The following is a 16,960-nucleotide window of genomic DNA, read 5'->3' as shown; positions in this document are numbered from 1 at the left end:
CTATTTACCCCCTGTGGCCTTATCTTTTGAGTCCTCTTCTTTTCCTTCCGGTACATATACCAGGCTGCCATCCGCCATTTGGTAGGCCACTCCTGCACGAGTGCCCTCGCCCGAGCCGATCTCTCCATTGGACTTGTACTGCTTAATTTCCTCACCGTCTTTTACGATCACTTCCATATTGGGCTCGCCAGGATTCTTGATTACCGTAACTTTTTCATTGGAAAAGACATTTAGCGGGTTTTGCGCGATAGCGATCAGGAGTGCAGCGATAATCACCAGGAAGACGTCGATCAGGTTCACCGCACTTAAAATCGGATTGAGTTCTTCATCTTCATCCAGGAAGCGCATCAGGTAGCCTCCTTCAATTTACGAATGTTAATCAGCTCTGCTGCAAACCAGCGCTTCTTCACCGAGGCAGGCCAGAAAGTCAGGGTGGAAATCACCAGGCCCCAGATCACTGCTGCAAAGGCAATGATCAGATTTTCGCTGATACCCTGGATGTTACCGTCGGCCAGTGCGCGCAGTGCCGGACCCATAGGAATCATGGTGGCGATCAAGCCAAGCATGGGGGCGATACGGGTAACCATGCGCAGCATCTCTAATTTTTTTAAGGCAAATACTTCCAGCTCGTCATCACATGCCAAAGGATGTTGCACGTAATAATTGTGCACCTGATAGCCCGGTAAACCCTCTATCCGACCTTGCTTCAGAGCCAGGCGGTAGGAAGCTCCATTGCGGCGACGCAACATCCATAGGGAGATAAAACGCCCCACCGCGTACAGCGAGTAGATAAACAGGACCAGAATCGCCAGTAAAACCGGGACCATAAACAAATCGGCCACATCCGCCATCAGGTTTTCAACTATCGAAATATTCATTGCAAGCCTCCTCAGCCCGGCTCTATCGCTCTACATCAGTGGCCGCGGAAAGTAGCGGAACTCTCACATAACGTCAAATTTAATCTAATTGATATTGATTCGCATTTACCTTTACATTAGGAAAATCATCCCTATAATCCCCTCCCAGCCAGCTACTGAGGTGAGTACCCACACCCCTCCCCTCTTGGCCAATTGAACAGAGCAGAAATACTGAAAACATCTCAAGGACAACACCATGAAACTTCGCCCCCTTGCAGCGGCCTTATTGGGCTTGGCCTCCGCCTCCAACCTGCACGCCGAGACTACAAACTCTGTAGCCAGCAGTGATCTGGAACTGATTGTTGTCACTGGCCGCGCGGAAAAGCCGTTGAAGGATGTCGCAGGAAGCGTTTCTGTTGTCACCAATGACGAGATTGAGCAACTTCAGCTGAACGATATGAACCAGCTGTTTCAATATGAGCCGGGAGTAGAAGTAACTGGTGCTACAGGTAGCGCGCAAAATATCCTGGTGCGAGGCATGGGTGGCGACCGTGTACTGATCATCAAAGATGGTATGCGGGTTAACGAAGGCTACGGGGCGAATGGACAGAATGACATCGTGGGCCGAGGCTTTATCGAGGTGGATACCCTAAAGCAGGTGGAAGTTGCCAAGGGTGCAGCCTCCTCCCTGTATGGCTCCGATGCCCTCGCAGGTATCGTGGTTTTTACCACTAAGGATGCAAGCGACTACCTGGAGGATGGGGAGCAATTCGGTGGCGCTATCAAAACCGGATATACCGACATTACCAACCAATCACACATCTCCCCTGTCCTCGCCTTCCGTACTGGCAATTTTGAACAGCTGTTGCATACAACTTTCCGCGATGGCGAGGAGCAACAAAATTTCGATGAGAGCCAGGATCCCTTCGAAATCGAATCTAAGAGCCTGCTGTACAAAGCCAAATACAATCTTGGCGGTGAAGACTTTATCAGCTTCAGCCTCGACCACTGGAACCAGGAAAGCACCGGCGACAGTGCCGATGGCTTACTCTACTACTTCCGCGGATTAGCCGATCTCGGCTACAACATCGTTAAAGAACAATCTGTCTCCGATAAAGAGGTCCGCGCTTACCAACTGCGTTACCACAGTGAAACCCCTAACGCAGTCTATGACCAGTTGAATATCAGCCTGTATAAAAACGAATCTGAGCAGGAAGATGAACAGTACGGACAACTGGACATTAATGCCCCCATGTTCGGGGTTATTGAAATCCGGGATATGTGGGAGACCAGCCTGTACAGCCAGGACACCATTGGCCTGCTGTCCAATGCCAGCAAAACCCTGAACGAGACCCACACCCTGGGGTATGGCCTGGACCTGGAAAAAACTGAAAGCCTCCGCACTGTACATCAATACCGTGAAGTGGAAGACAGCTCCACTTTGAACGAGGCAACAGAGAAGTTCCCGGAAAATGAAGTCTCCCGTGCAGGCCTGTTCCTGAACGACGAAATGGTATTTGCTAATGGCCAACTGACCATCACTCCCGGCGTACGCTACGATTGGTATGAAATGGACCCCAATGGCGCAGAGAAATCTGACGGTACCCCCTTTGCCACTATTGAAGAGAGTAATTTCTCCTTTAATTTGGGAGCCCTGTATAGAATCAACCCGCAACTGTCGGCCTTTGCCCAATACGGCCAAGGTTTCAAGGTGCCGGCCTACGACCTGGCCTATATCGAGCACTACCTGCAACCAACTTCAACTTACGCCTATGAAGTATTGCCAGCTGATGATCTATCCCCGGAAACCAGCGACACCTTTGAGCTGGGCCTGCGTGGACACCTGGGCCCTATTGCCTTCAGCACCGCGGCCTTCTACACCGAGTACGATGATTTCCTGGAAACCGCACTAATAAACAGCGAAATCATTAACAATGACGACGGCAGCTTCTCCCATGTATTCGAGCAATACCAATACCAAAACATCGACTCTGTGACGATCAAGGGAGTTGAGTTGAGTGCTAACTGGTATCTGACACCAGTATTCGAGCTGTTTGCCAATGCCAGTTATCAACGCGGTGAAAATGATACCACCGGTAAATACCTCACCACTATCAGCCCTCTTTCCGGCGTGGTGGGGGCCAGCTATACAGGCGCCAAACTTTCCAGCCAGGTACTGGTGCGCTGGGCGGACCGTATGGATCGTGTTAATGAGGGAGAAACCAAAACTGCAGGTTATGGCACAGTGGACTGGACCCTTGGCTACCAAGTTATGGAGCAGATGTCTCTGAACCTGGCTGTAAACAACCTGCTCAACAAGGAATATGTGCCCTACCTGAATGTGGCTGGGTGGGATGAAGGCAATGATCTCAGCGTAAATTCCGCACCAGGGCGCAGTTTCTCTGCATCCCTTAAGTACGAATTCTAGTTATTAACCTGGCGAATTAGTGGATCGCTGGGTTGATCTGGCGCAGGGAAGCGTCACCGCTGGTCACGGCCAGCACAAGCCCCTGAAATACAAGTCACTCTGCGCTTTGCGCAATTTCGGGGGCTGTAATCAACTGGGTCACGGATGACCTTTTTTTGATTACTGGAGAAGTCTTTCTCCTACTCTCCTATAAATCCCTTGCGGCCGCACCCCCATGCGGCCTTTTTTTATTCGCGCCTGAAAAACTCAGCCCTCCAGTAAAAAGATCTCCCTAACAAAAATACTCTTTGAAAACTCCCAGTATTTTTATTCAGTAGCTAAGAATTATTTATTTCAACAGAATGAAAGCGCGTTGCCAGCTTGTCTGCAAATTCACGCACACGCCGAGGCTGGGCGCGGCTCGGCGGAAAGAGCATTTGTAACGGTATTGCCGGGGGCCTGTACTCGCTTAATAAACTAACCAGTCGCCCTGCTTGAATATCCGGGCCGACATCCAGCTCAGATTTCAAAATGATACCAAACCCCTTCAGACACCACTGCCGTGCCAACTCACCATCATTGGTAACCCGGTCTCCCCGCACAGTCACCATTTTAGAAGCTGCCCTTTCTTGCCCGTTTATTTCCCCTTGGAAGCGCCAACTGTTATCCAGGTTTTCTCCAAAGCGCATTACCAGGCAATTATGGGTTTTCAAATCCTCTGGCTTATTCGGGGTGCCATGTTTTTCCAGGTAGGACGGCGAGGCGCAAACAATACGCTGCTTCTTACTCAGGGTTCTGACCCGCAGAGAGCTGTCGGTGATGGCACCAAACCTCAAGGCGATATCGATACCCTGTCCAACAACATCTACGAAACCATCGGACAATAGCAGTTCTATCGAGATCGCTGGGTGGTCCAATAGGAAACGGTCAATCTCCGGCGCAACAATCGCCCGCCCAAGATCACAGGGTGCACTGATACGTATTGTTCCCGACAGGGTCTGCGCCCCAAAACGGATACGGGACTCGAGGTCCTCGACTTCGCCAAGAATCAACTTGGCCCCCTCAACCAGTGCCCGCCCCTCGTCGGTAAGACTGATCGCCCTTGTGGTTCGGTTTAAAAGGACCACTCCAAAATGCGCTTCAAGAGCTGCAAGCCGCTCAGATACTGTACTGGAAGAGAGGCCACAGTCACGCGAAGCAGCAACAAGGCTACCTTTTTCAACAATCTGCAGAAATATGATGAGGTTATTTAAAAGCATTATACGGTTAAATCGGACATTCAATTCTATTAACACTAGTTTATCCGGTAAAACTAAAAGGCCACAATAGCCGTATCAACAGCTATTACTACCCAGTCAGCAACTTATTAGCAGGGAGGTCGGATATGGATAACAGCATTCGTATTGGTCACATCGCATTGTCTTTTCACGAAGCGAGCGCACTGGAAGTCACCAAAATTCTTCAACTGTACGGCCATAAGGTGAGCTTCATGTCAGCACCTCATGAGGAAGCTTTTGGCTTGCTAAAAAAGGGCGAGATCGACTTATTAGTCTCAGCTTGGCTGCCTTCCAGCCACGAGGTCTATTTAAATCCTTTGCTTGACCAAGTAGAAAAGGTATCTGTGCTCTATGAGCCCTACTGCATCTGGGGGGTTCCTGACTATGTGCCTGAGGAATCGGTCTCATCTATCGAAGACCTTTTACGCGAACCGGCATTGGACCGTATGGAGCGCCTGGTTCAGGGGATCAACCCCGGAGCAGGCATCAGCCGCTTTTCCGCACAGATGATTCAAGCCTACGGACTCGACAAAGCGGGCTACGAGTTCCGCCCGGGAACAGAAGAAGACTGCTTTGATCGATTTGAGACTGCCGTATCAGAGGGTCGCTGGGTAGTGATTCCCCTATGGCATCCACAGTTTCTACATAACCGCTACACCATCCGCGCTCTCAAAGAACCCAAAGGTCTGCTGGGCACACAAGATGAAGCAACGCTTATCGTGCGCAAAGAGGCTAAGCAAAAAATTGGTGATGCAGCCATGAAAGCTCTATCACAGCTCTACATTGGCAATGACAAATTAAGCGCTTTAGAAGACGACCTTCGCAAACAAGTAAAAAACCCATAAAACCATTCCCAAATTTCAATGTAGGAAAACGTAATATGAAATCCCTAAATACATTAATTGCTGCATTTGCCCTAATGGGCACAGTCAGCTTTACAGCCAGTACAGTCTTTGCAGCTGAAGCAGAGACCCTAGAAACCGTAACAGAATTTACTGACTCTCGTGCAGCAGGTGTCACAGTCACTCCGAATGGTCGCATCCTGGTAAGCATGCACCCTCTGGATGCACCAAAGCTGAAGGTAATGGAAGTAATGGCTAACGGAACCAAACAGCCATTTCCCACCCTCGATTGGGCCGACGGCCCTGAAAAAGGTAAGGCCGGCTTTGCTTCAGTTATTGGCATTCACTCTGACAGTAAAGGCATAGTTTGGATTTTGGATATGGGCAGTGAAACCTCCCCAACCCAAATAGTAGCCTGGGACACTGTAAAGAATAAATTGCACAAACAACTCGAAATTTCCAAATCTGCACTGCTCGAAAACTCATTCCCTCAGGATTTCGCCCTGGATGAAAAGCGCCAGAAAATTTATATCGCTGATATGTCTTTCGGTAACTTCAACGGAGCAACCAAACCGGCCATTATTGTAGTCGATCTTAAAACCGGATATTCCCGACGCATACTGGAAAGCACCGATACCTTTATGCCGCCGAATCAGGACCTGGTGATTGGAGGGGTATTACTGTCGGCAAAAACGGGGGAAAACTCTAGTAAAAGCCTGCATTTTGGTTTGAACCCCATTGCATTGGATGAAAAGGGGGAATGGCTATATTTTGGCACCTTGAGTGGTAATACGATATACCGATTACCAGCATCGTTACTGGCTGACGAAAAGATATCCAGCGAAAAACTCGCCTCGCGAATTGAGGCGTTTGGGCCAAAGAATCCAAGTGATGGCATAGTGATGGCACCAGGGAACGGCGTTCTCGTTACTGATCTGAAAAATAATGCAATCGGCTTGACTACAAAGAACAATTACCAAATTCTGGTGCAGGACAAACAGCTCTCATGGCCCGATAGCCTGGCGGTTAGTAATGGCTGGGTCTACATCACCCAGGATCAACTTCACCAGCATCCCGCCTTCAGCTCTGGGCTTGGAAACGCCAAACCTCCCTATAGGCTAATGCGATTCCAATATAAACTATAAAGTTTATCTCCTCCGCCAGACTATTGGTTTGGCGGGGGCTTCGCTCCACTGGTTCTCCACCCGACTGTTTATAGTTCTATCAATAATAAAACTAGGAAACCTCTTAATTTGGAAAGCTAACGTCGAAAGAAATTTACCAGCAAACTCAATACCAAACTGATAATAATCATGGACACGATAGGCAAGTAAAACCGGGTACGCCCTGACTCCATACGGATATCACCTGGCAGCCGACCAAACCAGTTAAACAACCAGGGCGCAAAATGCAGTAACACTCCGCAAACAACCAAGATCAGCCCTGCGACAATCATCCAGCGGGCCATATTTCCCGCCTCCTAAAATTTTTCCATACAAGAAAGCCTAAACCAATGTATAGACCTTCATAGAGATAGCCCGAGAATCTTACACCTATAGATCTGCCTTCACTATCGCGTGTCTAAGTACTGATATACTCCAAGTACCCCCACGAGCAGGTCCCCCACCAGCAGCAGAATTTCCTTAGGAGGCAAAGTGAGAAGGATCTCTATCGCGACAGTAGCTGTGTTCGTTTGCGTAATAACCGCAACAAAGAGTTTCGCTGATACACGTATATCCCGCGGTGCAATTCCTGTCATTGATAACGTAAAACTGAGCCAGGTAGCTGGCCCTATCGAATACCCCTGGGGTATAGCACTGCTACCGGACAGCACTTTAGTAATTACTCAGCGCAATGGAAAAATACGCACAGTTAAAAATGGCACCCTTTCCGACCCTGTGGAATTTCCTGTCCAAGTCTACTTTGAGGGCCAGGGCGGCCTACTGGATGTTGCGGCCAGCCCCAATTTTGCAAAAGACAACCTACTCTTTTTCAGTTATTCCATTGGCAACACACAAGACAATCGGCTGGCCATCGGCCGGGGCAAGTGGCAAAACGGCACCCTTCAAGGCTTTGAACAGATATTCAAGGCCGCCCAGGGTAAAACAAATGATCGACATTTTGGTTCACGGTTTGCCTTCCTGCCCGATGGCACTCTATTGGCGACTATCGGCGATGGGGGAAATCCACCGCAGGACTACCTGGATATTTTCGCGCGGGAACAGGGACAAAATCTGCATACCCACTTTGGCTCGATAATCCGTATCAAGCCAGATGGCTCAGTACCCGACGACAATCCTTTTAATAAGATGGAAGGCGCCCAGCCGGAAATCTGGAGCTTTGGCCACCGCAACTCCCAGGGGCTTGCTATCGACCCAGAGAGTAAGGTGGTGTGGTCAAATGAACACGGTCCGGCCGCAGGAGATGAGCTGAATCGATTGGAAAAGGGAGGCAACTTTGGCTGGCCCAGGGTTACCTTTGGCAGGGATTACCGCGATGGTTCTAATATCTCCTTCAAAATTGCTGATCCCGAATTTATCTCTCCCATTCTCGCCTGGATAGATACCCATGCCCCCGGTGGCCTCACCGTATACACCGGTAAGGCCTTTCCCCAATGGCGGGGGCGCCTGCTTTCAGCCGGGCTGGTAACCCAGGACTTACGGGTAATTGATCCCGAAGGCGACGCGCTAACCGGTGAACAGCGCATCGTCGTAGGTGAAAGAGTCCGCGATTCCGAGATCGGCGCTGATGGCACCCTCTACGTTCTCACTGATGGACCCCAGGGTAAGCTGCTGCGTATCGATCCTGACCAGTAAGCACAGCTGGCATCCGTAATATGGGAGGCAGCCATTGCCTCTCGAGACCTTCTTTTCATCAGGTGTAAAGCCGCCATAGAATAGCTGACAATTAAAACAAAAAGGCTATCAACCATGGGACTTTCCCGCATCCTGGCTGCAACGCTCCTCGCCGCCTCCTCTGTCAGTGCCCAAGCTGTCACGGTGATCCATAATTTTTCAGGTTATCAAACCACCGATAAAGCACTGATTCAGTTCAACGCCATGGCCTTCGACCAGGGAAAGGTACTGGTAACAGGCAGCAATTCCGAACTGGAAAAGCAGTATCCAGATGCAAACATGATTGATGCCAGGGGCAAGACACTGCTGCCCGGTTTGATTGATGCCCACGGACATATGCTGGGCTTGGGCCAACTCAACACCATGCTGGACCTGCGCGACCAACCCCTGGAAGACGCCCTGAAATCCATCAAGCACCACGCCAAAAACCTGGAGCCCGGTGAATGGTTGCTAGGCAGGGGCTGGAATCAGGTGACCTGGCCTGGCAAGCAATTCCCCACCAGCGCCCAATTGGATGCCCTTGAGATTGATCATCCAATCTGGCTGCGGCGCGTAGATGGCCATGCCGGCTGGGCCAACTCCAAAGCGCTGCAGCTCGCCGGTATAGATAAGACCACACAATCCCCGGAAGGCGGTGAAATTCTGCGAGATACCAAGGGCAAACCTACTGGTATTCTGATTGACAATGCTATGGGTCTGTTACAAAAGACCATTCCAGCTCCCACCCTCGCCCAGGAGAAAAAGTCCCTGCAAAATGCCTTTGCCAAGGCGCTCTCGCTCGGACTCACCAGTGTGCATGATGCCGGTATTAACGAGAAAACCTTGCAGGCCTACCGGGAGCTGGCCAAAGAAGGGGCCATCCCCTTGCGGGTTTACCCAATGCTCTCAGTGGACAGTCACAACTACACAAAGTTACTGAAATCCGGGCATATTGGCAGCCCCGAAGAGCGACTATACATGCGCAGCATTAAATTATCCGCCGATGGCGCCCTCGGCAGTCGTGGTGCTGCGTTAATTGAACCCTACCATGACCGCCCCGCTGAAAAGGGACTCCTGCTCTACCCAGAAGACAAAATGCTATCGCTGCTTAAACTGGCCACCGACAATGATTTTCAGGTGAACGTGCATGCGATTGGCGATAGAGCCAACCATACCGTACTCAATCACCTGGAGATCTTGAACAAAGAGAAAAGCCAGAAACAACATCGGCACCGTATAGAGCATGCGCAGGTGATTGAAGTAAAGGATATTCCACGCTTTACACAACTAAACCTGATCGCCTCCATGCAACCCACCCATGCCACCAGCGACAAAAATATGGCCGGTGACCGCCTGGGAGAGAAACGCCTGATTGGTGCCTATGCCTGGCAAACTCTGCTGGACCAAGGCACACCTATTGCCGCAGGCTCCGACTTCCCGGTAGAGCCAGCCAACCCCATGTTTGGCCTCCACGCCGCCGTCACCCGCCGCGATCGCCAGGGCAACCCCAGAAAAGGCTGGCGTATCGAAGAGGTGATGACTCCAGAACAGGCACTACGTGCATTCACCCTGGATGCCGCTTATGCCAGCCATCAGGAGAAAGTGATGGGAAACCTGGAACCCGGAAAGTTCGCTGATTTTATTTTACTGGATAGGGATATTTTTGAGATAGATCCCCAGGAGGTGTGGCAGGTACAGGTTTTGGAAACCTGGGTAGAGGGAGAGAGAGTTTACCTAAATGCTTTTTGATAGACTTGCCTATCTTCCTTTTGTCGCGGTGCTTTTTTAAAGCGCTACACACAAAACGGTCAACTGCAGGCTCCAGAAAGCATCGAAGCAAATAAGTAATGTCCACCGTAGACTTGAAGGCAGTAGATTAAGAAGCAGCTCTAGCAAATGAACCTAGCTTTTGCTAGAGCTGCAATTCACAAGCAGCCTTCAGTGTCCAAATTTGTTCAGCATGAATAAACTGCTGATTTACTAACGCCTACCACCTCCTATCTTAAACTCCGGAGGCAGACTTTGCTCGGACTCGGAGCCCGAAAGATAAATTTGGTGTTTCGATAAACTTCAGGGACATAGGCTACAAATCTGATTATAAGAATGGCTGAGAGAAACAAACAATCAGAATATAATGGGAAAACTATACCCAGCTTTTTTACAAAGCATCAAAAATCAACTAATTTTCTGAACTCCTCTCCAGAGAAAGATATCGTTTTAGTGACATCTCCCAAAATGATATAGAGAAGCTATTTTCAAACCATAGATTATGGAATATTTATGGATTATGTTCATTACAACCTGAGCAACTTGACACATTTGGATCAATGTACTTAGATTTTGCTTTGCACAATCAATAGAGCCGTTTCGCTGATGATTGAAGATAGCCCGACTCTAACATTACAACGAAACTTTGCCCGCCCAGATAAAGTCGATATGAGCGCGTTATATAATACACCGACAGAATTTATTGTCGACTGCATGGATGGGCGCGGATCTCTGCATCATGCAATCAAACCACTACTGCCGATGGAGTCATCCATTGTTGGGATAGCCGTCACCTGCGAATGTGGCCCAGCAGACAACCTCGGTGTACTCGGAGCGCTGGATATAGCTCAGCCAGGTGACATAGTAGTAGCCTCAACAGATTCATTTATGCACACAGCAGTGATTGGTGACCTGGTGTTGGGCATGATGAAGAACAAAGGTGTAGCAGGCTTTGTCACCGACGGGCTTGTTCGAGACTTAGAAGGGATCAAACGCCTTTCATTACCTGTATTTTGCAAAGGAATAACTCCAAACTCTCCCGCCAGAAGTGGCCCTGCAACGGCTGGCCTCCCTGTAAACCTTGATTCAATGCATATCTCTTCTGGAGATATTATTGTTGCAGATCAAACTGGCGTCGTTGTAGTACCCTTAGGGCAGTTGAATACTGTAAAAAATAAAATTGATCGCGTGAAAAGTTCTGAAGCAACTTTACAGCAAGCTGTCGAATCAGGCTTAATACTCCCACCCTTCTATAAAGAAATAGTCGATACTGGAAAAGTCATCGAACTTACCCCATAAATCTACTATACAAACTCAGGCTTAGATGCCGCCCACCAAGATAGAGACCATCGCCCATCAAACTGGACACAATATTACGCAACCCAGCTCACGGTGGCATACAGTTTAAAATTTTATGATGTATGTTCAAATACCAGAAACTGATGTTCCATTTTCCCTTCTTCTTGAAGCCGACCCATCTGAAAAGCATATAAATTCGTATTTGCCTGGATCTCGGTGCTTTGCAGCAATTGATTTTGGCCACATTAAAGGGATTTGTGTAGCCAAAGAAATCAACACTTCCACAGCAGAAATTTTTAATATCTCTGTTTCCCCCAAACTACAAAAACAAGGTATAGGTTCCAAACTTCTTAAATTTTCACTATTAGAACTCGCCTCCAAGGGCATTCAGCATGTCGAACTCGGCACAGGGACTTTTGGCTATCAATTAGAGTTCTATCAACGCCAGGGTTTCAGGGTCGAATCTATCGTTAAGGATCACTTTTTAGATAATTATGATAAACCTATTATGGAAAATGGCATACAACATAAAGATATGTTGAGACTTTATATCAATCTTGATCACACTGTTAACAAATAGTCCCCCCAAACCACACCTCTTATAATTGTACACAAATGCTGCTTTATAGCGCTTCAGCTTTATTAAGAGTGGGGCTTAATGATTTTACTCAAACTAGTAACTCTTAAAAGCTACCGCACTGGGTGTGGACAATAAAAAAAGCCGCATCAAAAGATGCGGCTTTTTAATAAATCAATTATTGAATCAACAATAATTTAGTTCTTGGAAACAACGGAGCCATCTTTCTTCTCCGGTACAGGGAAGCCACGATCGCGCATCAGCGCTTCGATATTGGCATCACGGCCGCGGAAAGCACGGTAGGCATCAGCAGGGTCTACAGCGTTGCGCGGAGCAAATAGGTGTTCAACCAGTTTAGCTGCCACACCCTTATCGTAGAAACCACCTTTGGACTCAGCGAAAGCCTCAGAGGCATCGGAGGTCAGTACGTCGGCCCACATGTAACCGTAGTAGCTGGCTGCATAACCTTCACCAGAGAAGATATGACCAAAGTGCGGAGTGCGGTGACGCATTACCAACTCTTTTGGCATCCCCAGTTTGTCCAGAGTTTCGCGCTCAAACTTATCCGGGTCGATACCCTCTGGATCTGCGGTGTGGAACTTCATATCAATCAGTGCGGAAGCCAGGTACTCGGTGGTGGCAAAGCCAGAATTGAACTTGGCCGCCTTCTTGATCTTGGCAACCAACTCAGCTGGAATCGGCTCACCAGTTTTGTAGTGCACCAGGTAGTTATCGATTACCGCATCGGTAGACAACCAACGTTCCAGCAACTGCGACTGGAACTCGGTGTAGTCGCGCACACCGCTGTTCAGGGTTGGATAGGTCACATTAGATGCGAGGAAGTGCAACGCATGGCCGAACTCGTGGAAGAAGGTCGATGCATCGTCCCAGCTCACCAGTACAGGTTCGCCCGGCGCACCTTTGATAAAGTTGGAGTTGTTGGAAGAAAGTACATTCTTCTTACCATCAAAGGTGGAATGGTCGCGGTACATAGTGGCCCAAGCACCAGAGCGCTTACCCGCACGGGCAAATGGGTCCAGGTACCAGAGGCCAATATGATCGCCACTGGTCTTGTCAGTCACTTCCCAAACTTTTACGTCTTCGTGGAAGACCGGTACTGAGCCCTCTTTCACTGGAGTGAACTCGAAATTAAACAGTTCACCAGCCACATAGAACATGGCCTCACGCAGGTTGTCCAGCTGTAAATACTGCTTAACTTCATCGGAGTTCAGGTCGTACTTGGCCTTGCGAACTTTTTCCGCATAATAACGGTAGTCCCAGGGCTCAATGGTGATATTGGCTTTCTCGGCATCCGCCACAGCCTGCATATCAGCCACTTCTTCTTTTACGCGGGCAACCGCCGCTGGCCACACTGCCTCCATCAACTCCATAGCGCGCTCTGGGGTTTTGGCCATACGGTCCTGCAAGCGCCATTGAGCGTAGTTATCGAAGCCTTGCAAGCCTACGCGCTCATCACGCAGCTTCAGGATTTCAGCGATGATGGCGTTGTTATCGTGCTCATCGCCATTGTCCCCACGGCTGTAGTAGTTGGTCCATACTTGCTTACGCAGCTCGCGATCATCGGAGTAAGTCAGGAATGGGTCCATAGAGGAACGGGAATTGGTTATTGCGTACTTACCTTTCTCGCCCTTCTCTTCTGCCATCGCAGCTGCTGCTGCGACAAAGGAATCCGGCAGGCCTGCCAGCTGGCCCTTGGTCAGGAAGATATCGTAGCCTTCCTCATCCGCAAGTACGTTGTTCGAGAACTTGGTGTAAAGCTCCGCGAGGCGCTTATTGATCTCCGCATAGCGCTCCTTGGCCTCACCTTGTACGGTGGCACCATTGGTCGAGAACTGCGTGTAGATCAGCTCAACAACGCGCTTTTGTTCGGCATCCAGGCCTACAGAATCACGCTGTTCATAGATGGACTTAATGCGCTTGAATAGTGCTGCATTCTGGTAAATTTGGGACTCGTAATCAGCCCATAGAGGGGCCAGTTCCTGTTGGACTTTGCGGAACTCTGGAGAGGACATATTAGCGGCCCAGATCCCATAGTATGCAGTTGCGCGACCCAGCTCGGCTCCACTGCGCTCCATCGGCACAATAGTATTGGCAAAAGTCGGCTTAGCAGGATCGGCAGCGATCGCATCAAGCTCGGCCAGATTTTTCTCGATACCCTTCTCAATCGCAGGCTTGAGATCCTTCAGGTCCATCTTGTCAAACGCAGGCACACCATCGTAGGGGCCAGTCCACTCTGCCAGGAGCATGTTACTGGCGTGCTCTGGAGTTACAGCCATGGACTCTTCAGCTTTCACAGTGTCTTTAGCTACCTCAGCCTGCTTTGCCTTTTCACCACAACCGCCCGCAACCGCAAGGGTAGCAGCCACGGATAGTGCGATCATTGTCTGACGCATTGGAATCTCCTCTAAGATAGAGCTTTGTAATAGTTTTAAGGGCGAGAGTTTAACCCCAGTTGCCCCACCCAGGCCAACTTTACCGCCCTGGATGCTTGGGGCTGCGTCAAACAGAGCGATTTACGCGACAACCTCCCCCCCTGACTGACCGACGCCTCCGTCTATATCAACATGAAAACTACAATGTTGATAACGACTTTTTAAGTGTTATCTTTGTAGATTCCGGTTGGTGAGTAACTTCTTAGTCACATATCAGGGTTTTCGAGCTGTCGAGTTCTATCTTTACAGCGATATACAAAGCAAAACCAGTGCAAACTCCCTCTAGGGGATAAGCCCATCAAGGTCTTTCCTCAAACAATTCGAAGACCTTTTCTTAGCAAGGATCTTCTGAATAATTCCGTGGCACCCCTGCAAATTCCATCCGGCGGTCCTTGAAGACCGCATCTACTACGTTACGGCACTTGCGAATGGCTAAGGTCAGTCGAGGTGAGCTACGCCTAACACCTGCAGTCTTCAAGCCCCGTAGAGACATTTCGGAATTCTTCAGAGATTCCTTAACTTCTCATTTAAGAATGAGACCATCCGCAATCAGCAGAGCCCTCCGTGCCTTGTGCCGGAGTAATCCTGGTGAACATAGAGTTGACCCAGGATTCAAAAAGTTCTGAAGAACAACCAGTCACTTAGGACAAAAAGATTTGATACGCCAGGAAAATCGATAACTTAGATGCGTGATGAAATTAAAAGCCGCCTAATACACTTCAAAATAATCTTTAAATTTATTTAAAACCAAAACCCAAATACTCCACAATAATTTGGTAAGGGCGGAATCTGAGCAACGAAGGCGCCCAAATAATTACCGCGAGACTAAAGGCACAAGCCATACCAGTAGACAAGGAAATGTTTATGAAAGCCGTACATAAACTGTCGTTATTTCTTTCCTTATTGGCGCTATCCCTCTCCACTTCCACCTTCGCTGTAAGCTGCGGAGACGTGATTGATTCACCGACAAACTTAGATCAGGACCTGGTCTGTGTTCTGGATGAACAAAATAAAGTAGCCCTTACCGTAGTGGGCCCATCGGGAAGACTAAATCTAGGAGGGTATGCAATAACTTGTGTAACTGATCAAGCTTTTGATCGATTCGGTATCCTGGTAGAGGGTGCGGGTGCAGCAATCTCCGGCGGAATGATTAGCAATTGCCCAGATAGCATTACTGTTTCAGGAACTGGTGTTCACAGGGTAACTGATACAGAAATCGTTAACTTTACAGGAAATGGAATCATTGCAACCTCTGACAGCAATAAAAATTATATTACCAGGGTCACTGCGACAGGTGCAGGGCCAGATAGTAATGATGGTATTAGAATTGACGGAAATTATAGTACGGTAGCAAATTGCTTTATCTTCAATGCCGGTGACAGGGGTATTGTTATTAATGGAAACCATGTCAATATTTACGATAATTATGTGACTGGCAGTATTAATGAGGGCATAGAGATTGATGGGGACTTTGTGACAACCAAACTCAATGCTATTGAAAATAACGGTAAAGGTATAGGCGTTTCCGGTAACAACAATTCAGTTATAGAAAATACTGTGATCAACAATGGCAGTGGATTATCGTTCAACAATGCAGATAACGGCCTTATTGCAAAAAATGAAATACTAGACAATGGGTCTTACGGAATACAAATAGTATCTATTGAGGCAACCAACAACAAATTTATTGGCAACAGGGTTTTAGGGCATACAAAATTTAACCTTTACGATCCACTTACCACTAAAGATTGCAACCTTTCAAATAGATCTCCAAATATCTGGGCAAATAACGAATCCTCCTCCTCAAGCCCTGGGTGCCTTGACTAATCATTGAGTTCATTTAAGTTTGTTAATAATTCAACCTTCTAAATATAAGATATTGCCCACATGTGCGACTCAAACTCCTGGTCACACATGAGAGTTTAGAGATATAAGATATTCAGCTACGCAAATCCTCTATTATGACCCCTTGGTTGCTAACCTCTTTTTCATGTTGTGCCTCCCTCCAAGGCTCTTGTAGCGCATCAGATATCCACTTCCTCATAGAGGGTAATTTGAGTAGCCGGTCAATATACTCTTTGGCCACATCACTAAATGGCAGGCCATAATTTTGAGCCCGAATAGCAATTGGAGCAAAAAAAGCATCCACTGCAGTAAATTCAACTCCGGTAAGAAACGGTCCTCCAAAGCGATCTAGCCCTTCCTGCCAAAGCTCATCAATTCGATCGATATCCCTCTTTAACGATGGAGGAGTCTCTGTTAACTCTACGATTAATCCGCAATTCATCGAGCAGATATTCCTAAGGGCAAAGAAACCAGAGTGCATTTCTGCAGAAGCACTCCGCGCCCAGGCTCTCGGTTGTCTATCGATGGGCCAAACCTGCGGAAAATCTTCTGCAACATACTCCACTATGGCAAGGGAATCACAAACGGTTATATCGCCATCAATCAAACAGGGCACCAATCCAGTAGGGGAAAAACTATGGAATTTATCCCAACTTCCCCCCTCTTCAAAAGTCGTCAACTGCTCATTAAAGGGAATTTCCAGATGGTGCATTAACAACCAGGGCCGCAGTGACCATGATGAGTAGTTTTTATTTGCTATAAACAACTGATACATTCGCTTTCCTTAGTAATTAACAGTAAG

The 16,960-nt window shown here is 48.3% G+C and carries 14 protein-coding genes; 8 read left to right on the top strand and 6 right to left on the bottom strand.

The annotated features are described in order from the left end of the window. Entirely contained in the window at nt 1–348 is a 348-nt protein-coding gene (locus GL2_RS15220; protein ID WP_143731447.1) for a DUF2149 domain-containing protein, read from the bottom strand. Further along, nucleotides 348–878, bottom strand: a complete 531-nt coding sequence (locus tag GL2_RS15215) for a MotA/TolQ/ExbB proton channel family protein (RefSeq protein WP_143731446.1) — start codon at nt 876–878, stop codon at nt 348–350. Before GL2_RS15215 ends, GL2_RS15220 begins: the two co-directional genes overlap by 1 nt. A gap of 235 nt (nt 879–1,113) precedes the next feature. Between GL2_RS15215 and GL2_RS15210 the strand changes: the two genes are divergently transcribed. Beyond that, nucleotides 1,114–3,285, top strand: a complete 2,172-nt coding sequence (locus GL2_RS15210; protein WP_143731445.1) for a TonB-dependent hemoglobin/transferrin/lactoferrin family receptor — start codon at nt 1,114–1,116, stop codon at nt 3,283–3,285. Between the two features lie 317 nt (nt 3,286–3,602). Here the strand turns inward: GL2_RS15210 and GL2_RS15205 are convergent, their stop codons facing one another. Beyond that, nucleotides 3,603–4,559, bottom strand: a complete 957-nt coding sequence (locus GL2_RS15205) for a LysR family transcriptional regulator (RefSeq protein WP_232053639.1) — start codon at nt 4,557–4,559, stop codon at nt 3,603–3,605. An 89-nt stretch (nt 4,560–4,648) separates the two neighbouring features. Here GL2_RS15205 and GL2_RS15200 point away from each other — a divergent pair, with 89 nt between their 5' ends. Together GL2_RS15200 and GL2_RS15195 are read left to right on the top strand one after the other, a co-directional pair. After that, nucleotides 4,649–5,386 (top strand): glycine betaine ABC transporter substrate-binding protein, encoded by a 738-nt coding sequence (locus tag GL2_RS15200; RefSeq protein ID WP_143731444.1) that lies wholly within the window; start codon nt 4,649–4,651, stop codon nt 5,384–5,386. A 35-nt stretch (nt 5,387–5,421) separates the two neighbouring features. After that, nucleotides 5,422–6,528, top strand: a complete 1,107-nt coding sequence (locus GL2_RS15195; protein WP_143731443.1) for an L-dopachrome tautomerase-related protein — start codon at nt 5,422–5,424, stop codon at nt 6,526–6,528. Nucleotides 6,529–6,644: 116 nt separating this feature from the next. Here GL2_RS15195 and GL2_RS15190 read toward each other — a convergent pair whose 3' ends face one another. After that, nucleotides 6,645–6,851 (bottom strand): DUF2905 domain-containing protein, encoded by a 207-nt coding sequence (locus GL2_RS15190; RefSeq protein ID WP_143731442.1) that lies wholly within the window; start codon nt 6,849–6,851, stop codon nt 6,645–6,647. 187 nt (nt 6,852–7,038) lie between these two features. On the opposite strand from GL2_RS15190, the gene GL2_RS15185 reads away from it, so the two are divergent. From GL2_RS15185 to GL2_RS15170, 4 genes are all read left to right on the top strand, one after another. Continuing rightward, the gene (locus GL2_RS15185) at nt 7,039–8,199 is read left to right on the top strand and encodes a PQQ-dependent sugar dehydrogenase (protein WP_172621168.1); all 1,161 of its coding nucleotides are present in this window, start codon (nt 7,039–7,041) and stop codon (nt 8,197–8,199) included. Nucleotides 8,200–8,313: 114 nt separating this feature from the next. Further along, on the top strand, nt 8,314–9,966 hold the full coding sequence (locus GL2_RS15180; RefSeq protein WP_143731440.1) for an amidohydrolase: 1,653 nt from the start codon (nt 8,314–8,316) through the stop codon (nt 9,964–9,966). 624 nt (nt 9,967–10,590) lie between these two features. Next, the gene (locus GL2_RS15175) at nt 10,591–11,283 is read left to right on the top strand and encodes an RraA family protein (RefSeq protein WP_143731439.1); all 693 of its coding nucleotides are present in this window, start codon (nt 10,591–10,593) and stop codon (nt 11,281–11,283) included. Between the two features lie 115 nt (nt 11,284–11,398). After that, on the top strand, nt 11,399–11,863 hold the full coding sequence (locus GL2_RS15170; protein ID WP_143731438.1) for an N-acetyltransferase: 465 nt from the start codon (nt 11,399–11,401) through the stop codon (nt 11,861–11,863). A gap of 194 nt (nt 11,864–12,057) precedes the next feature. Here GL2_RS15170 and GL2_RS15165 read toward each other — a convergent pair whose 3' ends face one another. Continuing rightward, on the bottom strand, nt 12,058–14,274 hold the full coding sequence (locus GL2_RS15165; RefSeq protein ID WP_143731437.1) for a M3 family metallopeptidase: 2,217 nt from the start codon (nt 14,272–14,274) through the stop codon (nt 12,058–12,060). Nucleotides 14,275–15,177: 903 nt separating this feature from the next. Between GL2_RS15165 and GL2_RS15160 the strand changes: the two genes are divergently transcribed. Continuing rightward, entirely contained in the window at nt 15,178–16,140 is a 963-nt protein-coding gene (locus GL2_RS15160) for a right-handed parallel beta-helix repeat-containing protein (protein ID WP_172621167.1), read from the top strand. A gap of 112 nt (nt 16,141–16,252) precedes the next feature. Here GL2_RS15160 and GL2_RS15155 read toward each other — a convergent pair whose 3' ends face one another. Further along, the gene (locus GL2_RS15155; protein ID WP_143731435.1) at nt 16,253–16,933 is read right to left on the bottom strand and encodes a glutathione S-transferase family protein; all 681 of its coding nucleotides are present in this window, start codon (nt 16,931–16,933) and stop codon (nt 16,253–16,255) included. Nucleotides 16,934–16,960: the final 27 nt, after the last annotated feature.

The sequence above is a fragment of the Microbulbifer sp. GL-2 genome, from assembly GCF_007183175.1.
Lineage (GTDB): Bacteria > Pseudomonadota > Gammaproteobacteria > Pseudomonadales > Cellvibrionaceae > Microbulbifer.
Note: the sequence above shows the minus strand (reverse complement) of the source record. Positions and strands in the feature narration are given on the sequence as shown.